The organism is Congregibacter sp. (genome assembly GCF_965662665.1).
In the GTDB taxonomy this organism is placed as follows: domain Bacteria; phylum Pseudomonadota; class Gammaproteobacteria; order Pseudomonadales; family Halieaceae; genus Congregibacter.
The window spans coordinates 15,794-34,154 of sequence record NZ_CBFIIF010000005.1; the positions used below are offsets into that span (position 1 = coordinate 15,794).

Below are 18,361 nucleotides of genomic sequence, written 5' to 3' on the forward strand. Positions count from 1 at the left end.
TTAAACAAGTCTTACTCCCCGAAGTAAATCATGTTGGGCGCGTCAGACCGCGCGACAACGATGTCCATCAGTCCATCGCCGTCCAGGTCATCGACCGAGAAGCCGTAGGCAGTTCCTTCATCGTCGCCAAAGGGCACCGCGGTAAACTTGCGTGCACCGTCGTTGAACCACAGCACCGAACGCGCCTCAATGTAGCCCACGATAAGATCTGTCCGGCCATCTCTATCCACATCTGCGGCATGAATGGCGTAGGGCCGATCCTGAGACTCCGTCAACAAGCTTAAGTCACCAAAACCAAGTTCAGGCTCGGCAAAGAAGATGCCGATGCGCGGTGCTGCAACTACGCCATTACCGCCATCGGGGGCAGAGCCTCCAACCCCCGTACGGGATCCAGGCGCAATGATCGCGATATCTACCAGGCCATCGCCATTAAAATCCTTGACCGCAGCGGAGCGATAGCCAACGCGCACCCCTCCAAAGACTGTGCGGCTACCAAAGTTCCCCGCGCCGTCGTTCAAGCGGACCTCGCTCTGACCTCCATCCCGGTGAGGAATCACCAGATCCTTATCGCCATCTCCATCAACATCCGCCGGCGTAATGGTAGTAGCGGAGCCGTGATACACCGCCTCGCAGGTCTCCTGAACACGTCCATTGGCTTTTCCAAAACACACGAAGCTAGAGGTGGGCGCACGCCCTCCTCTATTAGCGGCGATCAGATCCAGATGGCCATCGCCATTCAAGTCCGCGACGGACACGTGCCGTGTATTCCACTCTGGCGAACCAAACTGTTGCACCTCAGTAAACTTACCCAGCCCATCGTTGTGCAGGACACGCTTGGGGTCCGGCGAATCATTACTGACGAGCATATCGAGATCACCGTCCCCATCCAGATCTACTAACTCGCCGGTATAGGAGCGGTCAGGTCCCGGGCCAATAGAAGAGGCAGCGGCGAAGCCCCCAGCCCCATCGCCGTAACGAACTAGATTCTGCAGAGGCCAGTGCCGGCCTTTCACCAGAATGACATCCAAGTGGCCGTCGCCATTGGTATCACCAATGCTCACATTGGCCGACGTGAAAGCCTCATCCTCAAGGGCAAAGCGCTTACCAAAAGAGCGACTTCCATCCAGCTGATGATCAGTCTCACCGGAAGATTGGCAAGCCGTCATCACGGCAGCGAGTAACAACACAGCAGGCGTTAAAGAATTTGTCATGGCCGCCAGTATAAGAGGCAGACGTGATACTTTCTTCACCTTAAAAATCAAGGGCCATACCATGAGCGAATCAATGATCCTCCACCATTACGAAAGCTCCCCCTACGCTGAGAAGATTCGACTGATGTTTGGTTACACCGACAGCAGCTGGTGCTCACTGCTGTCTCCCCCATGGCCACCACGCCCTAACGTAGATCCGCTGTCCGGCGGTTATCGCAGAATTCCTGTTGCCCAGTTGGGCGCGGATATTTTTTGTGACACGGCACTGATTGCGCAAGAGATTGCGGCCGCCAGTGATCAACCAGCTCTGAGCCCCTACAACACCAGCGGACGAGCGCTCGAGCTGATGCGACAGGCCGAGGGTGATGGATTCTTTGCTTCCGTAAGGTCTCTACCCACGGCTAAGCTCCTGGGAACAATGCTCAGCAGCTTTGGCCCCTTGGGCGCCTATCGGTTCATCAAGGATCGCAGCGGTCTTATGGCCGGAGGTACAAGCAAACCGAAGAGTCCTGTGGACTCGCGACAGGTGATGGAGGATCTTTTTTCAAGTCTTGAGAATCTGTTGTCGGATCAGTCCTGGATCGGTGGCGATTCTCCCAACGCCGCCGACTTTGCGGTATACCATCCCTTGTGGCTACATCTGAGTTGTAAGGGAAAACTGCCAGCGTCGGCAGAAAACCTCTGCCGCTGGTATGCCAGCGTCGGTGAGTTTGGCCATGGACGGCGGCGCGATATCACTCAGGAGGAAGCCTTCGAGAGTGCCAGAACTGCAGAGCCACGGTCCTTACCTGCAAGTAAAGATAGTGAATTTGTAATTGGCCAACGTCATAGCATTCATCCGGCAGACTATGGGGTGGTGCCGGTTACAGGGACGCTGGCTGCGATTACCCCAGAGCGAGTCATCCTGGCTCGGGAGACTGAAGCATTCGGCACGCTGCACGTGCATTTTCCGAAGTCCGGGTACGCCCTAAAGCCCGAGACCGGTGGCGACTAATCGCAGCTACGGTCCAGCTGTCTCTGGAGACACCAGTTTGTCCAGCACAGCTCGGACCTCGCTTGCCCATACCTGCGAGACCTTGGACCCGGCCGGCAAATCAGTGCTACGACGCCGGTAGACAACGTTTCCCTCGCCATCGACCACTAAGAGCCCTGGAATAAAATCAATGCTCCAGGCATCTCCAATCGCGTCAGCATCAGCGACGGCGACCAGGGGAAAGCCCAAGGACTTGGCGTAGGCCGCCGCGTCGCCGTAGCCCCGCTCCTTATGGTTCAGGCCAATAATCTGTACCCCCGCTTCGGCGTATTCAGCCTGAATCTCAGCTGCGCGAGGCATAAAGGCTTTGCAATAAGGGCACCAGGTCGCCCAGAACAAGATCACCGCCGGCTTTCCGCCGAGCACCTCCGGGAATGCAACGGAGTCCCCGGTAATAAGGTCCGTGCCAGTCCAGGGCGGTGCAACATCACCCTGTGTGACGGCTAAACTCTGACTCGATAGCAACGCAACCAGCGCAGCGATTAAAAACTGCTTCATTGATTTTTACCTGTTGGCATTGTTAGAGCATCCTAAATCATCCGGACGCTTCGCGTCTTGCACTCCTTGTTTGACAGCGCGCGATGAGTAAAGATTCCCCGACAAGGCGTCAAAGCCAGACACCAGAAAACAAATAGAGGCTTCACTATGATTGGCTATATTGTTCTAGGTACCAATGACCTCGCGCAGTCGTCGGCATTCTACGACGCGCTCCTTGGGGAGATTGGAGTGGGTCGTATGATGGATTTTGGTGAAAGAGGCTATGCATGGGGTGCCGACATGGAAAGCCCCATGCTGTGCATCATGACGCCGCACAACGGCGAAACAGCGACCATTGGCAACGGCACCATGGCGGCTATTACAGTGGACTCACAAGCCCAAGTCGATCTGATCCATGCCAAGGCCCTTGAGCTCGGAGGCACCGATGAAGGCGCACCTGGACTGCGCCCCGAGGGTGGAGAAGGTTTTTACGCGGCGTATTTTCGCGACCTTGAGGGGCATAAGTTCGACGTCTTCTGCTACCAATGACATCAATAGTGTTGCCGGTCGTAATTTTACTGAGCCCAGCCGCCCGAAAAGGGATTCGCCTGCGTAAGGTCATCGCAGTCTTAATAGGCTTAACGATCTCTATTGCCTGCGCTGGGTCCGACATCACCGTGGACGGTCCACGCCTCAACCAGACTATGTCCAGCATGCGAAGTTTTGGGGGTACCCCCGAGGGCGCATCGACTAGAGTTGCCTACAGCGACGCCAACAAAGAAGCGCTGAACTATCTCGACGGGCTCATGCGTGAGGCGGGCCTCGCAACGCAGATTGATGCAGCGGGCAACCTCATCGGACACCGAGCAGGTACATCCACTGATCTTGCTCCCATTATGCTGGGATCGCACATAGATACCGTACCTAACGGCGGCCACTACGACGGTATTGTGGGTGTCATGGCTGCTATAGAAGTCGCCACGACACTGCACGAGCAAAATCTATCGCTGAGACACCCTCTGGAGTTCGTCGTTTGGTCTAATGAGGAAGGCGGCAAAACAGGCAGCCGTGCCATGGTCGGTGCGGTATCGCCCAATGAATTTGACTTGCCCAGCCTGGGCGAACGAAGCCTTTCGGTCGGCACCCGATTCATTGGCGGAAACCTGAACGACATCGACAGCGTGCAGCGCAGCGCCAGCGAGATCGCAGCCTACCTGGAGCTACACATTGAACAGGGCGCGATTTTGGATCGCAAGAATATAGAGATTGGTGTGGTCGAGGGCATTGTGGGCATACGGCGATGGAACGTTACGGTGCAGGGCACAACTAATCACGCGGGCACTACCCCCATGGATCAACGCGCGGATGCGCTCTATGCCGCAGCGCAGTTTATGGTACTCGTCCGCGATGTAATAACTGACGTTCCGGGCACTCAGGTGGGTACTGTTGGGCGCATCAAAGCATTTCCGGGAGCGCCCAACGTGGTACCCGGTGAAGCTGCAATGAGCCTGGAAATCCGCGACCTAAGCATGGAGAAGGTAGGCGCGCTTTTTGATCGAATCGAGGCGGAGAGCTCGGCTTTGGCCAAGGCTACCGGGACAAACATTCGTTTCGAGCAGTTCTATGAGTCTCTCGCTGCACCGACTGACGAATTGCTGCGACAGCTTATTGAATCGAGCAGTGACTCCCTTGGCTTGAGTCATCAGAGGATGCCCAGTGGCGCGGGCCACGATGCACAGAGTCTGGGACCGATCTCTCCCATCGGCATGATCTTTGTACCGAGCCGGGACGGGATAAGCCACGCCCCGGCCGAATACACCAGCCCGGAGCAAATCACTAACGGCGCCAATGTCCTGCTAAGAACGTTAGTGAGTCTGGATAACAAGCTGGACTAACGGCGCCGCCCATTCGGTAATCCGCGTTTGCACACGTTAAGATGTCGCGACCCCAGCGCAGAACCCACCCAAAACATGACCGCTTTTATTACACCTACGGGCACTCCCGAGCTGTGTGAGCACCAACGCCTCACTTTTCAAATGCCAGTGCAGAGTCTATTTAAGGGACTGCTTCTTTCACTTGCTTTGCTCAGTCACTGGGTTAGCGCAGAGGTTGAAGCAGTAGCTGCACTGGGAGCAGACATCGCGCCGCCTTCAAGTTTGCCCGTGACGGTCCCCCTTGAGCTTGACTACCCGCTGCTTGAACGGCTTTTGGTCACACAAATGTTTACAGGGGCTGAACAAAGTCTCGAAGTACTCAACGATCCCAGCGGATGTAGCGAAGTGCTGCTCAGCGAACCGCAGTTGCGTAGCGCGGACTCTATGCTCGAATTGGTCACTGAGATAAACACGCGGATTGGTCTGGGCAGTGCGGGCAATTGCACAACACTGCTCGCCTGGGAAGGCAAGATTGGCATCAACGGTATACCCGAGATACGAAACGATGGCACCGCTCTCGGATTTTCTCCAGAGCGCGTATGGCTTATGAACCCCACGGGGCAAACCGTCAACAATGCACAGCTCCAGGCCCTGGCTGAAACGAGCGTACGCAACTCGTTCGCGGGTTTTACCGTGGATCTTCTGCCACAGATGCAATCGATCGAAGAGTTCCTGCCCGCGGTGCTTCCGCAACACTCTAAAGAACAGATTGAGGCACTCCTGAACACACTGCGAGTGAGCACACTGCAAACGACCGATGAGACTCTCAATGCCAATATCGTATTTACGGTGGAGTCATTGGCATCTCCCCTGGAACCTGAGCGGGCACTGAGTGACGATGAACTGGCGCGCTGGGAAGAGCGCTGGCAGCTCATGGACTCCCTTCTGGTACTCACGGTGAAGCACTATGCGGCAGAAACCCAGTTGCAGTCCCTGCGTGATGCGCTCCTTGAGGTGCTCATTGAAAGTCGTTATCGGCTGCGAGACGCATTGATCGAAACGCCAAACACAGGCGCGGATGAGGATGTGGTCCGGGACTGGTTCCTCCAGAGCTGGCAGGCACTTGCCCCGGTTATCCGTAATATCGGCGAAGAGCAGCCAGGCCAGGAACATCTGTTACTTATCAGTATTATCGCTGCAACCGACGCGCTGGAAGCCCTGGATCAGTTAGGGCCGAGCGTGGGTCTGGACATATCCGCGGATGGTCTGCGACGACTGGCGAGGATGATCAACGGTAGTACCGGCGACAACTTGCTAATCTACTCCGAGGATTTGGATCCAGAACTCAGGCAACTGTTTGAAGACAGCTTTAACACTACCGCACCCCCGACAAGCTGGCGCTTGAATCTTTCGCTGTTTCCCGAAGCCGTTGCGGCAGACGATAACCGTCTGAATAGCTGGGCACCGCAACGGCAGGATCTACCCGAATACCTTCCTTTGGTCGCCAGACTCATGAAAACCTCCACCGACGATGCCATAGCGAGCCGCAAGCTGGATTCCGCTTACGGAGAACTGTTTCGAAGGCTGGTGCTGACAACGGCCTGGCAGGAAAGCTGCTGGCGACACTATACGGTCAGCAAAGACAGAAAGCTGGTGCCCATGCGCTCGGGTACCGGTGACGTTGGTCTGATGCAGATTAATGAGCGGGTTTGGCGAGGCTTTTACGATCAACAACGGCTGCGCTGGGATATTGATTACAACAGTAAGGCGGGCGCCGAAATTCTCATCGACTACCTGATCAAGTATGCGATCCGCAAAGGAGAGCACCAGCAACCCGGGGGACTGACTAATCTCGCGCGCTCCAGCTACTCTGCGTACAACGGCGGCCCCAGTAAGGTCGCCCGCTACCGAAGTAGTAAAGCCTCTGCCTATGGCAAAAAAGTCGACGCTGCCTTCTGGGCTAAGTATCAGCAGGTCGCCTCGGGTAATGAGCTCGCCGTGTCGACCTGCCTGGGCGGCGACTTGAGCGGCCCCGCTATTAAAGGAACATCAGCTACTGCGGCCAACCGGTCTGCTGCTCCGTCGCAAAGTAGCGATCCTCCTGCAAGCTGGTTCACCTTGCAGCTTGGCGTTTTCAGCACCGCCGAGGCTGCTCAATCCTTTGTGGATCAGCAAAACCTTGATGGCAGGGCAAGCGTTCGCCAGCGCCGCAAAGGTGACAGGGGACAGTTTTTGGTGATCTCCGGCGGCTACGAGACACGATCTCAAGCAGAGACAGCGAAAAGAAGTTTAGTAAAATTTCAGCCGTGGATTCGTCAGTTCGCAGACTTATAGAGCGGCGCCGTGTAATTCAAAAGGCTACTTGAGCCACCCTGACCTGCGCTTCGCTGGATACGTCCGTCCACGTCACATAAACCGTATTGCCGACGTTTTCGATAACCGGAAATCCGCTTCGCCTCGACGCGCTGGTGCTTGCCACTTCGGTGGTATCCAGCAGCTCTCCAGATTCACTGTATCGGGACAGCATCACTTTGACATCAGCTCCTTGGGTATCCATCCAGCTAACTACCACTTGTCCGTTGCTAAGAAAGACAGTGTCTACGCGACCATTAGTGTTGGTCCCCGCGACAAGAATCGGTGCCGAGAAGCTAAGGCCGCTATCGGTGGAAAAGGCCAATTGAACCTTTGGATAGTCGTCTTTTGCGGTAAACCAGGCCACCGCCAGTCTTTCGCCCTGAGCGGCCACCGCCGGGCCATTGACCGGACAGCCGTGAACCTGCCAGTCATCATGATGTACCACCTGAGGGGCGCTCCAACGACCATCGACAAAACGCACAATCGAAATATCCCGAACTTCATCCTCGGTACGATTACGGTAAACCACCACAGGCCCAGTCTCCGCCATCGCAGAACTCGTCTGGCAGCAATCGCATACGGTCTCATCGAGTTCCCACTCGCCAAGATTCCGACCTTTCATATCGAACACCGCCGCACGCAGAGTCATTGCTCCGGGCACGGGCTGACGCCGGGTGTTACGTCCGTCTAGCCAGGTAAGGAGAGTGCTTTGATTTCCCGTCGGGGTCATAGACACAAACCCGTGCTCTGCCTGAACGCCATCGGTGTTGATTAGTTGTGCAGCGAGCCAGTTTTCCGTGGACTCGTCGAAGAAGCTGGCTGCGATATCATAGTCGTAGGTATCTGCGCCGCTTCTCAACAACCAGTGTGCAACCATGCCGCCCTGAGATACCGAGAGCATGGGAAAATCTGCCCAGTTAAGGAACCAGTCTGCCCCTTCACTGATGGTCTGCGCCGGACTCCATAGGTCTTTGCTAAGACGTGAATAAGACAAACGCGTGTGGGAGTCCACATCGCTAACCCACGAAAGATATATCTCTCCAGACTCGTCTCTCGTCACTCTGGACAACTGGCTACTCACCGGCGCGGGAGAGTCCAGCTCGACCACTCGATGATTCGCTGGTGCTACGCCCTCTCCCAGGGTCATCGGGCTGAATAAAGTAACAAACAATCCTGTCAGGAAATTCTTGGGCGTCATTACCCTTAATACTCCTTGAAGAAAAAGATCATTGAATCGCTACCCGTATTCCCAATTGTGAGAGCTCTTTAAGTAATTGGTCTCGCGATTGCAAACCAATGAGCTTTAGCACCAACTCATTTTTCGGGGAGACGATGTAGGTCGTCGGCATCACATCTGGCAACGGGAGATTCAATGCTTGGACTTCTGCCCGAGTTAGCGAGGGAAAAGTAATTCCCAGTTTTAGCGCTATCTTGATCGTCTCGGGATGGGGATGGTCATCAAAGTTCACGCCGACAAGCTTAGCCTGTAAAGGATCCAGCTCCGTGCTCAGGACATTCAGCATGGGAATTTCTTTGCGACAGGGCGAACACCACTCGGACCAATAGTTGACCACGTGCCAAACACGGCCACCAACATCAACATCCACATCAACAGGATCCGCTAGTGTGATCGTTGGCATCAAGGTGATCACCAGAAGAAAAAGCCGCGCTGATTGAAGTTTTCTAAATTTCATGTATCGCCTGTATCGCCTGACTGAATCCACCAACGGTAACAAGCAGTCCGCCAGATCGTATATTGAGCACCTCGACTGACCCAACAGCAGGTGAAATGCCTATAGCATAAAGACCAGTTAGCTTGAGACAATTAGGCCCACAGGTCAATTGACAAGCTAGCCGCAAAAAAACCCTGGCTAGCAACTACCTACGGGATGCTGCCTCGGTTGGTCAGTTTCGCAGTAAGCTAATTAAAATGAGGTCCAAGCGTGAGCAAAAACACTTTGTCGTTCACCGTCTTACTTTTGCTCGCGACTATCAGCGGCGGCTGTGCCAATACCAGCTACTTCGAACCCACACCGCTAGCAGACTCCGCAAACGCAATGGTTTACGTTTACCGACCGGGCGGCAGTAACCCCGGCAAAAAGCCCCTGGTCACCAGCTTTCCCGAGATTTTAGTGGACGGCGACAGCGTTGGAATGCTGAAGAACAAAAAGTATCTCGCCGTTGAACTGGCGCCCGGAACGCGGGAGTTTGTAGCGACGGGACTCACGAGGGAAGCACGCTGGGAACCCAAGGATCGCATGTACGCTCTGGAGCTCGAAGCGGGAGAGAGTTACTTCCTGCGGCTAGGGGTGGAGTTCAATACCCGGGCCATGACCATAGGTAGCTTTACCGGCCAATACATCATCAACCTCCACCACATTGACGAATCAGATGCGATTTATGAGATTCGAGAGCTCAGCAAAGCTCCGTAGATCTATCGCCTAACTCACACCGCGTTCCTGATTGTCCCAAAAGGGCTTTCGCAGCTCGGTCTTTAGTATTTTACCCGCGCCAGACAGCGGAAAAGGCTCTTTTCGGAAGCTTACACTGCGAGGCCGCTTGTAGTTAGCGATGCTCGGCTTGGTGTGCTCGATCAACTCTTCCACTGTGACGCTGTGGCCTTCTTGCAGTATCACAATCGCGTGCACAGCCTCCCCCCAACGCTCGTCGGGAATACCGATGACTGAGACCGCGGCTACCGCCGGGTGTGTTGACACGGCGTTCTCGACTTCAGCGGAGAACACATTTTCGCCACCGGTAACGATCATGTCCTTGAGGCGATCCACAATAAAGATGAATCCATCATCATCCCGATAGGCGCCATCCCCGGTATTTACCCACCCGTCCTTTAACGTTTCTTCGGTTTGCTCAGGTCGATTCCAGTAGCCCATCATTGATCCGGGAGATCGCGCGACAATCTCGCCAACTTCACCGTTGGGTAAGTCATTACCGTCTTCATCACAAATTCGAACCTCAACACCAGGTCCCGCGCGACCCGCAGAGCGCATCTTGCCCGCATTGGGTCCTTCCAGCGTGTGGTTCTCTGCCGGCAGTAGGGTAATGATGGGCGCCATTTCCGTTTGCCCGTAGCCCTGCATCCAGTTAACAGTCGGTAACCGTTCCAGCAGGGCGTGCATAAGCCCTTCGGGCATAGGCGAAGCACCGTAGCCCACCGCGCGCAGCGCGCTGAGTCGCGAGGGTTCAAAGTCCGGATGATTAACGAGCATGCCCAACATGGTCGGGACCATCAGTGTGTGGGTGACCTTTTCGCTCTCCAGTAAGTCCATCACCTTGGACGGATCAAAGCTGGGTAAGAAGGTGTGGCACAGTCCAAAGGTGCAGGCGGCACCAGAAAAAGCACCGTCTGCGAGGTGGAACATAGGGCCGGCATGCAAATATACATCGCCCATTTGATACTCGGAGCCACTGCTCACGCTAAGATTGTTAAACCACAATGCTTGCTGAGACAGCATGACCCCTTTGGGAAATCCCGTCGTACCCCCGGTGTAGTAAAGACCCGCAAGATCCTCTCCACCGCGCTCAGCATCCTCACAGGGCTCATGGGCCGCAATGAGGCTTTCATAATCCAGCGTGCCCTCAGGCTTGTCACCCTCGCCGGTAAACACGATGTGCGTTAGCGAAAGCTCGGCGGTCATTTCTTCCAACATGGGTGCAAAAGCGTCATCAATGAACAAAACACTTGCTCCCGCGTCACTCACTGCGTAGGCGTTCTCCGCTGCAGACCAACGTGTATTCATGGGAACGACCGCTGCACCGGCCCACCAGACTGCAAAGTAGTACTCCAGATAGCGGTCACTATTAAGAGCCAGCATTGCCACGCGATCACCCGCAGAAACATCCATAGCGCGGATCGCTGCGGCTAATCGAGCAACACGATCCTGCATCTCTGCCCAGTTGTGATTGCGACCAAGATGCCGCGTCGCAGGCGCTTTAGGGGTGGCACGGGCGTTGGACTTGAGGAACTCCGTCACTGAATACATGCTTTTTATCCTTATAATTACTCGTGAGTTGCAAAGCCTGTAGTGTAGGCCAGAGCGCGAGCGATGCCAGCTATACTAAGCGTGTTCGGTTAGAGAAATTACAGCAGTGTTTCAAGTTTACCCATGGAGTTTGCGTCAGATGCCGTTTGCCCCAGCTCTTCTGCTGCTCGCCGGTGCAGCGCCGACTTTGGCAGATCTACCCGAGGCCTATGCCGGTTACACGGGTAGCTATCCGGGATTTTCGCTAGTACTGGATGATCGTTTCGACTCCTTTAACAGCGCCGTGTGGTACTCAGGCGACGGTGCCGTTGGCAAAGAGGCGATGTGTCGTTTTCAGGATCAAGGCACTCGCATCAACGACGGAAACCTGGAACTCATTATTGATAAGCAATATGTACCGGGCGGTTGGTCAGAGGATCATCAAAAACTCAAGGATCCCTATGACTACGTCTGTGGCGAAGTGCGCACGCGACCCGGAAAGCGAATCCTATATGGTCGCGTAGAGACACGAATGCGCGCTCCAGACAGGCAAAGCGCTTCGGGGTACATTTCATCGCTTTTCACTTACGTTAACGAGGGCAACGAGCAATTCGATAGAGAGTGGGAAGAAATTGACATTGAGCTTGAAGGCGGCCGCCCCGATGCGTTTCAGGCAAACCTGATTTACGGACTTGACGCCGAGGCCTGGAGTGAGACCCGCCGCTTCGGAGCCTGGGAACACAAAATTGATGTGGGCCCTGTAGATACCTGGCGCGTATTTGCGATCGAATGGCTGCCGGAAAGCATTAAGTGGTTTGTCGACGGCAAACTTATCAAGACTTTAAACGCCGACGACATAGACTGTGATCTCTCCTGTGTTCCACCTCAACAATCACCTACACCGATACCCGACACGCCGGCAGATGTCATGATCAACTTCTGGATTCCAAACGATGATATTGAGGATGTATTCGGGGGAAACAAGGGTCGTAATGAATATCCCATGCGCAGCCGCTACGATTGGTTACGCATCTATCAATACGACGCACAGCCGCTAGAGAACTGGGCGGAGCAGGCAGCGCAAATTATGCGCGCTGACGATTGAGTGCTGTGCTTCGCGCCATAATATTTGACCTGGACGGGACGCTAGTGGATTCCCGTCTCGACTTTACTGCGATGCGCGCCGAGCTGGGCGCGCCAGAGAATCTGGGGCTTTTAGAGTACGTCGAGACGCTGTCGTCAGAATCAGCACGCCGCGAAGCCATGGCAGTGATACATCGACATGAACTGGCGGGCGCCGAAGCGGCCCAATGGATGCCCACTGCAGAAGAAGCGCTGCATGCTTTACATCAACAGGGCACACCCATTGCCATAGTGACTCGCAATAGTCGCCATGCGGCACAGCTCACCATGCGGCGACTGAATATGCCGGACATTCCCCTGAAGGCGCGAGAAGATGCCGCCCCAAAGCCTGACCCAGAAGCTCTCCTTATGGTCGCCGCAGATTGGAGCATAGATCCAAAGCACTGCGCCTATATCGGTGACTTTCGCTACGACATACAGGCTGCACAGCGAGCGGGGATGCTTCCCGTTCTATATAGCCAGGGCGGTGAACCTCATGAGAACTACGACAAACAGCTACAGGTATTAAGCGACTTTCGTGTTCTTCTTGCCCTGCTCCATGAGCAATCTGATTCAAGCTCAACCCCGTAACTCTCCACTCGTTTATTACTCCATCAACCGGTAACTCCGGGTACAAGGCGACGCTATGCACAAGGCCTATATCATCCACGAAAATCGCGAGTGGAGTGCGCCTCTTTAGGAAGCCCTTCAGACCCTCGGCGTACCCCATGAAGAATGGTTTCTTGACGAGGGCAATTTAGACTTGTCCCAGGCCCCGCCGCCAGGGATTTTCTACAATCGCATGAGCGCCTCTTCGCATACGCGAGATCACCGCTATGCACCAGAGTACGCAGCAGCAGTTATCGCCTTACTGGAGTGTCACGGTCGCCGCGTGCTTAACCCGGATCGCGCACTGCAGTTGGAGGTGAGCAAAGTCGCTCAATACGCAGCACTGGAGGCGCAGGGAATCCGCACCCCCCGAACCATCGCCGTCGTAGGGACTTCGGGTCTTAGTGAGGCGGCCGCAGAAATGGGCGCTCCATTTATTACTAAACACAATCGCGCGGGGAAGGGCTTGGGTGTGCGGCTGTTCCAGTCCGTCGAGGAGCTTGAGCAGTACGTCGCTAGCGACTCCTTTGAGGTACCCATCGATGGCATCACCCTGATACAACAGTATATAGCCGCACCCGAGCCATTTATCACCCGCTGTGAGTTTGTGGGCCAGGAGTTTGTCTACGCCGTGCGCGTCGACACCTCTGATGGCTTTCTCTTATGCCCTGCGGACGAATGTCAGGATGAAGACGCTACCGTTTGCCCCGCGACTTCTGCGGCTAAGTTTGAAATCATCGAAGACTTTGATGACCCGATCATCGAAGATTACCGGCGCATGCTTGTCGCAAACGATATCCACGTAGCCGGTATCGAGAACATCATCTCGGCCGACGGTAAGCGCTACACCTATGACATCAACACCAACACCAACACCAACTACAACCCGCGGGCGGAGCATAGGGCTGGCAAGTCTGGCATGGGTGAAATCCGCGTAGCAGTCGATTTTTTTGCATTCACCGCCAACAATATGACCTATGCTGCCGCAGGCTACACGCTAGGCTACTGGCAGTTTTTTCCGGTCGCTGATGGCGAAGACTTCGGAGTCATCCCGGTTTGGGGTTTTGCAAACGTCGTTGAGTCACGATCCGATGCCGTCGCGGTGGGCGAGCGACTCTACGGGTACTTCCCCCCTGCCGACTCCCTAATCATGCTGCCCGAACGTGTGGACGACAAAAGCCTGTTTGATGGTGCCGAGCATCGCCAATCGCTGCCTCCCCTTTACAACCGTTATCAGCGCGTACGCAGCGGTGGTCCTGTGCAAGCAGAACAGTTACAGGCTTTGTTAGGCCCCCTGTACAACACTTCATTCTGCCTCTGGGATCAAATCAAAGAGAACGACTACTATGGTGCTAAGCAGGTGCTACTTCTGAGTGCATCCAGTAAGACAAGCATTGGGCTCGCGAAGGCGTTGGCCGATGATCCAGACGCCCCACCGGTGATTGGACTGACTTCCTCAGGCAACGTCGACTTTGTGAACAGTCTGGGCTACTACGATGGTGCTATCGACTACAAGAATCTGGCTAGCGTAGTTAACACACCGACAGTAATTGTAGACATGGCCGGTAACGCAGGCACAGCGCAAGCGCTCCGCGACCACCTGGGCGACAGTCTCGCCTATTTCATCAGCGTTGGCCTCACCCACTGGGACCAGGCCGACACACAGTTAGACAGTGGCAGAGAACGTCACGAGTGGTTCTTTGCCCCAAGCTATATTCTGGAACGCAGCAAGGCTTTGGAGCGGGGCGAATTTGTCAGAAATGCTCAGAGCTTTGTCATGGGCGCTGCGGCCGCAGCAGGTGAGTGGTTAACCCTACAGGAAGCCAACGGCGTGGAGGATTTCAGCAAGCACTATCCCGATATTTGCGCTGGCGCCATGAACCCCGCCGAGGGGCTAATTTGCAAACTGTAACTTTGCTTCTGTGATAGCCAGGTTGTGGCTGGTCTAGGACTAGCTGCGCTTACTAACGCACAACATCGTCGAAAGCCCGCTGAAAGGCGGGTCTTGCCGAAAGCCGCGACGCATAGGCTTTGAAAGCATCGTTCTGACACATGCCGTAGGCACGTGCCCAGTTGATACTGTGACCCATCACAATATCTGCCGCGCTAAATTGGTCTCCGCAGATGTACTCTGCGGCAGTTAAACGAGCGTGTAACTGAGGCTCAACCTCCGTCGCGATTTTTTCCATCGCGCGATCTATCGTGCGCTTGTCCGAATCAGACTCCGGCAGCAAATCCCGATGCACACGGATTTGCCAAAGCATGGAATCCATCCAGTTGCCTCCCAGCTGCAGCATCTGCAGATAGTCAGCGCGCTGTGGGGACAGCTCTGCGGTGGGCGCCAATTGTTTATCCGGAAAAGCGTCCGCCAGCCACTCCACCATCGCCGTGCTCTCCAGCATGTGCTGGACGCTTCCATCAGACCAGGTGATCTGCAGCACAGGCACCGCATGGTTAGGATTCATGGCAAGAAACTCTTGAGCGTATTGCTCACCCTCCAAAAGCTTCATCGTCGCTAATTCAAAATCATCCCCGAAGGTTTCTATCAGTGCCCAGCGGACGCGAGCACTTCGACTGCCCGGGAAGTGGAACAGCTTTAAGGCTTGAATTTTCATGCAGAGGGACTCTCTGTAAAGACCAAAACAACGCTACCATAGTTCTCCAATTTCTAGCGATGCAAGCACTATGGATGAAACAACCCAGGGCGGCGGTCTTGCCGAGTCGAGTGGCGAGGCGGTTGGAGGCTTCCTCTCCGGCATACCTGCCGCATTGAGTGACTTTTTTGCAGGCGTGGGTAAGGGTGCCGGCGTCAACGGCATGTTCGATTGGGCGGCATTGATAATCGGGCTCGCACTACTCCTTGGCGCAGCGCGAGGAATCCGGCGCGGTCGTATTGTCGGCCCCGTGGTGAGTGGCTTTATCGCCGTTGCATTGATGGGTTGGGCCGTGTCCTAAGCCCTATGGCTATTCGAGCGCCGGATCTTCCGCAGCAGGACATAGCAACGCTAGCATTGCCAACCAAAGCAACAAGATAGCTCCCACCGTTCGCTCGTAGGCCCCGAGCCAGCTCGCGTCGAGAAATGGAATCACGGGAATCAAAGCTAGCCACAGGACAAAAAACACCGCATTGAGCCTCGCCATGCGCGGCGCCCTCCCCGGTAAGTCCCGCTGAATCAGCCCCATCACAACACCGACACTGCTTGCCAGTACGGCCAGGGGATCATTAGCGTTGGGGCCGAACAATTGCGCATACGGCGCGCTGACAAAATAGAAAGCCACAAAAAGAAGCAGCGCTCCGTTAAAAACCATGAGCACGCAAGCACACTTCCAGAGCGGTGACGATTCAATAGCGCGCCAGAGCAGTGCGGCGAGCGCCAGCTGCACTGCAGCGAGTAAGACGAGGGCAGAGGTATGCACGATACCGCCATCCCCTCGACTGAGCTGACTAATCGGGGAGCTCATCGCACTGGCGGATGACAGGGACATCACCAGTAAGTGCGCGCCGAACATTAGAAGCACACCGAATAAAATAAATCGGCGTAAACCCAGAGAATCGTTGCCCGCTGCGGTGGAAAACATGAGAAGCGCCAGAGAGTTGAGTCGAAGAGTGGCGTTTTGTAAAAACTTAGTTTACACGTCGATTCTCAGGAACTCACCTGCACTAATGTTGAGCTACAGCGCCCAGCTTCTATCGATGTAGCTGACTGACATGAACTGGAGATCAATGGCTTACGGTGCTGTATCCTAAGCCCATCACGCTCACCCATTCATTTGAGGATTTTGGAATTGCGTAGGGATATACAGTTTCTGCGTGGCATTGCAGTGTTATCGGTGGTTGTCTATCACGCCGAAATATTTGAGCTGCAAAACGGCTTTCTGGGCGTCGACATTTTTTTTGTGATCTCAGGCTTTCTGATTACCACGCTCATACTAAAGGGCATAGAGCAGCAGTCTTTTTCCTATATCGAATTCTACGGACGAAGAGCACACAGGCTTCTCCCAGCGCTTTACTCGACACTACTTTTTACGACATTGGCCGGGTATATCTTCCTCACTCACCGCCAATGGGACGACTACTTACAGCAACTTCTGGGCGCTGTGACATTTACATCAAACATGGTTTTACCGTATCAGGTGGGCTACTTCGATGACGCTGCAGAAACCCGGCCGCTGCTTCATATTTGGTCTCTGTCACTTGAAGAACAATACTATTTCCTAATCCCACCCCTTCTGGCCGTTTGTGCAAAGCGATGGCTTGCTCCCGTTTTGCTGACCCTTGCCGCAATGAGTTTGTTCGTTTGTTTTAGCTTTCTCAACATGGAAGGGAAATTTCTTGGGCTTGAGGGGACCGAGCTCGCTTTTTACATGTTTCCCTCGAGAGCTTGGGAGCTTTTGGCAGGATCACTTTTGAGTGTATGGATGCTCCGCAATCCAACGTTCAGTATTCCCCGGCAGATAAAGTGGATATCGCTCATAGCTCTCTTCGCGCTCTTGGCCATTTCTGTTGATGGCGACCATCCTCGGGGCGACGCCCTGGTGGCTGTGCTACTCACTTGTGTACTGATCGCTGGACAAGACAATTGGCTTCCACAGTTTCCTCTAGTGGAGTGGGTAAAAAAAGTCGGGGACTGGTCCTACTCCTTGTACCTGATACATTGGCCGCTACTGGCATTTGCGCACATCGCGTATCTGGGGAACGTGCCGTCGTCGGTCCGCTATGGTCTTGTGTTCTCCTCCTTGATTCTGAGTTTTGCACAGTACCGCTATGTCGAGACGCCCTTTCGGGTTTCACAACGCAGTCGAAATTACCGCAGCTTGCGAACCTTCGTTGCTATGACGACCTGTGTGCTCCTGGTCGCAGCGCCACCTGCTACCCAGAGCTTGGGTCTACGCGATGTGCCGGGACCGGATTTTCAGCAGATACGCCGTAAAAACTTCGGTCTACACAGAATTTGTGTGCTCAAACCCCCTTTCGCTATCCCCGGTCGATGCAAGACGGACCCAAACCCCAAGGTTGCCGTTTGGGGCGATAGTTATGCCATGCATCTCGTACCGGGCTTGAGGGAAAACCCAGCAACCAGCGACTCCATCATTCAGTTAACTCGCTCGGGCTGCACACCTGCTACGGATTTGGCGCATCTTACAAAAGGGACGGCTCAAGCCCGGCAATGCAGAAGATTTAATGCCAGAGCATTGAGGTACATCTTAGAGAGTCCCTCCTTAAAGTACGTGGTGCTCAGCTCTCCCTTTGGCTATTTCTTTGATTCCGGACACAGGCTATTGATTCAAGATGAGATGGTGCCATACAGCAAACATCTGGTAGTAGCTGACCTCATAGCAACCATTGACACCCTGCTCGAAGCCGGCAAAACACCATTAATCATTTCGCCACCCGTGTTTGCGGGCTACAACGTGGGTGAGTGTTTAGAGCGCGAAATGACCGGCGCCCTTATTCTGGGGCGTGACGGCTGCAAGCTCCCCTTAGAATTTCACCTCGCTCGCCAGGCGCCCGTCATCAACGGCTTAAACGAAGTAAGTAAAGAAACCGGTATCAAGATACTGTGGCTCTCAGACCTGATGTGCGAGGGTAAGTCCTGTCAAAGCAAACTTGGGAATGTTCCGCTGTTCAGAGATCGTGGCCACTTAACGGATGAGGGATCAAAGCTTCTTCTAAAAAATGCAGACCTTTGGTAACAGCGC

General features: G+C 54.6%; 17 protein-coding genes. 10 read left to right on the plus strand and 7 right to left on the minus strand.

Translation table 11 applies throughout. The features are described 5' to 3' along the window. Positions 1-11 precede the first annotated feature (11 nt). Complete coding sequence (locus ACTG39_RS03330) at positions 12-1,211, minus strand: FG-GAP repeat domain-containing protein (protein ID WP_439106111.1); 1,200 nt, start codon at positions 1,209-1,211, stop codon at positions 12-14. A gap of 61 nt (positions 1,212-1,272) precedes the next feature. Between ACTG39_RS03330 and ACTG39_RS03335 the strand changes: the two genes are divergently transcribed. Then, positions 1,273-2,205, plus strand: coding sequence for a glutathione S-transferase family protein (locus ACTG39_RS03335; protein WP_439106112.1), 933 nt, complete (start codon positions 1,273-1,275; stop codon positions 2,203-2,205). A gap of 6 nt (positions 2,206-2,211) precedes the next feature. On the opposite strand, the gene ACTG39_RS03340 is transcribed toward ACTG39_RS03335, so the two are convergent. Continuing rightward, positions 2,212-2,742 (minus strand): TlpA family protein disulfide reductase, encoded by a 531-nt coding sequence (locus ACTG39_RS03340; protein WP_439106113.1) that lies wholly within the window; start codon positions 2,740-2,742, stop codon positions 2,212-2,214. A 147-nt stretch (positions 2,743-2,889) separates the two neighbouring features. Between ACTG39_RS03340 and ACTG39_RS03345 the strand changes: the two genes are divergently transcribed. The 3 genes from ACTG39_RS03345 to ACTG39_RS03355 all read left to right on the plus strand — a co-directional run bounded on the left by ACTG39_RS03345 (position 2,890) and on the right by ACTG39_RS03355 (position 6,929). Continuing rightward, the gene (locus ACTG39_RS03345) at positions 2,890-3,270 is read left to right on the plus strand and encodes a VOC family protein (RefSeq protein WP_439106114.1); all 381 of its coding nucleotides are present in this window, start codon (positions 2,890-2,892) and stop codon (positions 3,268-3,270) included. A gap of 8 nt (positions 3,271-3,278) precedes the next feature. Further along, positions 3,279-4,616, plus strand: a complete 1,338-nt coding sequence (locus ACTG39_RS03350; RefSeq protein ID WP_439106115.1) for a Zn-dependent hydrolase — start codon at positions 3,279-3,281, stop codon at positions 4,614-4,616. A gap of 75 nt (positions 4,617-4,691) precedes the next feature. Further along, positions 4,692-6,929: an SPOR domain-containing protein gene (locus tag ACTG39_RS03355; protein WP_439106116.1), complete on the plus strand. Its 2,238-nt coding sequence runs from the start codon at positions 4,692-4,694 to the stop codon at positions 6,927-6,929. 16 nt (positions 6,930-6,945) lie between these two features. Here the strand turns inward: ACTG39_RS03355 and ACTG39_RS03360 are convergent, their stop codons facing one another. Then, a complete protein-coding gene (locus ACTG39_RS03360) occupies positions 6,946-8,148 on the minus strand; it encodes a hypothetical protein (protein ID WP_439106117.1) in 1,203 nt (400 codons plus the stop codon). A 28-nt stretch (positions 8,149-8,176) separates the two neighbouring features. Beyond that, positions 8,177-8,644, minus strand: a complete 468-nt coding sequence (locus ACTG39_RS03365; RefSeq protein ID WP_439106118.1) for a TlpA family protein disulfide reductase — start codon at positions 8,642-8,644, stop codon at positions 8,177-8,179. Positions 8,645-8,893: 249 nt separating this feature from the next. Between ACTG39_RS03365 and ACTG39_RS03370 the strand changes: the two genes are divergently transcribed. Next, complete coding sequence (locus ACTG39_RS03370) at positions 8,894-9,382, plus strand: DUF2846 domain-containing protein (protein ID WP_439106119.1); 489 nt, start codon at positions 8,894-8,896, stop codon at positions 9,380-9,382. 9 nt (positions 9,383-9,391) lie between these two features. Here the strand turns inward: ACTG39_RS03370 and ACTG39_RS03375 are convergent, their stop codons facing one another. Next, on the minus strand, positions 9,392-10,951 hold the full coding sequence (locus ACTG39_RS03375; protein WP_439106120.1) for a long-chain-fatty-acid--CoA ligase: 1,560 nt from the start codon (positions 10,949-10,951) through the stop codon (positions 9,392-9,394). 139 nt (positions 10,952-11,090) lie between these two features. Between ACTG39_RS03375 and ACTG39_RS03380 the strand changes: the two genes are divergently transcribed. The 3 genes from ACTG39_RS03380 (at position 11,091) to ACTG39_RS03390 (ending at position 14,573) form a co-directional block, all read left to right on the plus strand. Beyond that, the gene (locus ACTG39_RS03380) at positions 11,091-12,035 is read left to right on the plus strand and encodes a glycoside hydrolase family 16 protein (protein ID WP_439106121.1); all 945 of its coding nucleotides are present in this window, start codon (positions 11,091-11,093) and stop codon (positions 12,033-12,035) included. Positions 12,036-12,040: 5 nt separating this feature from the next. Beyond that, a complete protein-coding gene (locus tag ACTG39_RS03385) occupies positions 12,041-12,643 on the plus strand; it encodes an HAD family hydrolase (RefSeq protein ID WP_439106122.1) in 603 nt (200 codons plus the stop codon). Positions 12,644-12,854: 211 nt separating this feature from the next. After that, positions 12,855-14,573: a DUF2855 family protein gene (locus tag ACTG39_RS03390; protein WP_439106123.1), complete on the plus strand. Its 1,719-nt coding sequence runs from the start codon at positions 12,855-12,857 to the stop codon at positions 14,571-14,573. A gap of 52 nt (positions 14,574-14,625) precedes the next feature. On the opposite strand, the gene ACTG39_RS03395 is transcribed toward ACTG39_RS03390, so the two are convergent. Continuing rightward, positions 14,626-15,276, minus strand: coding sequence for a glutathione S-transferase family protein (locus ACTG39_RS03395; protein WP_439106124.1), 651 nt, complete (start codon positions 15,274-15,276; stop codon positions 14,626-14,628). Positions 15,277-15,346: 70 nt separating this feature from the next. Between ACTG39_RS03395 and ACTG39_RS03400 the strand changes: the two genes are divergently transcribed. Next, positions 15,347-15,616 (plus strand): hypothetical protein, encoded by a 270-nt coding sequence (locus ACTG39_RS03400; protein WP_439106125.1) that lies wholly within the window; start codon positions 15,347-15,349, stop codon positions 15,614-15,616. A gap of 9 nt (positions 15,617-15,625) precedes the next feature. Here the strand turns inward: ACTG39_RS03400 and ACTG39_RS03405 are convergent, their stop codons facing one another. Beyond that, entirely contained in the window at positions 15,626-16,240 is a 615-nt protein-coding gene (locus tag ACTG39_RS03405) for a DUF998 domain-containing protein (RefSeq protein ID WP_439106126.1), read from the minus strand. A gap of 207 nt (positions 16,241-16,447) precedes the next feature. Here ACTG39_RS03405 and ACTG39_RS03410 point away from each other — a divergent pair, with 207 nt between their 5' ends. Beyond that, positions 16,448-18,355, plus strand: a complete 1,908-nt coding sequence (locus ACTG39_RS03410) for an acyltransferase family protein (protein WP_439106127.1) — start codon at positions 16,448-16,450, stop codon at positions 18,353-18,355. Positions 18,356-18,361 lie beyond the last annotated feature (6 nt).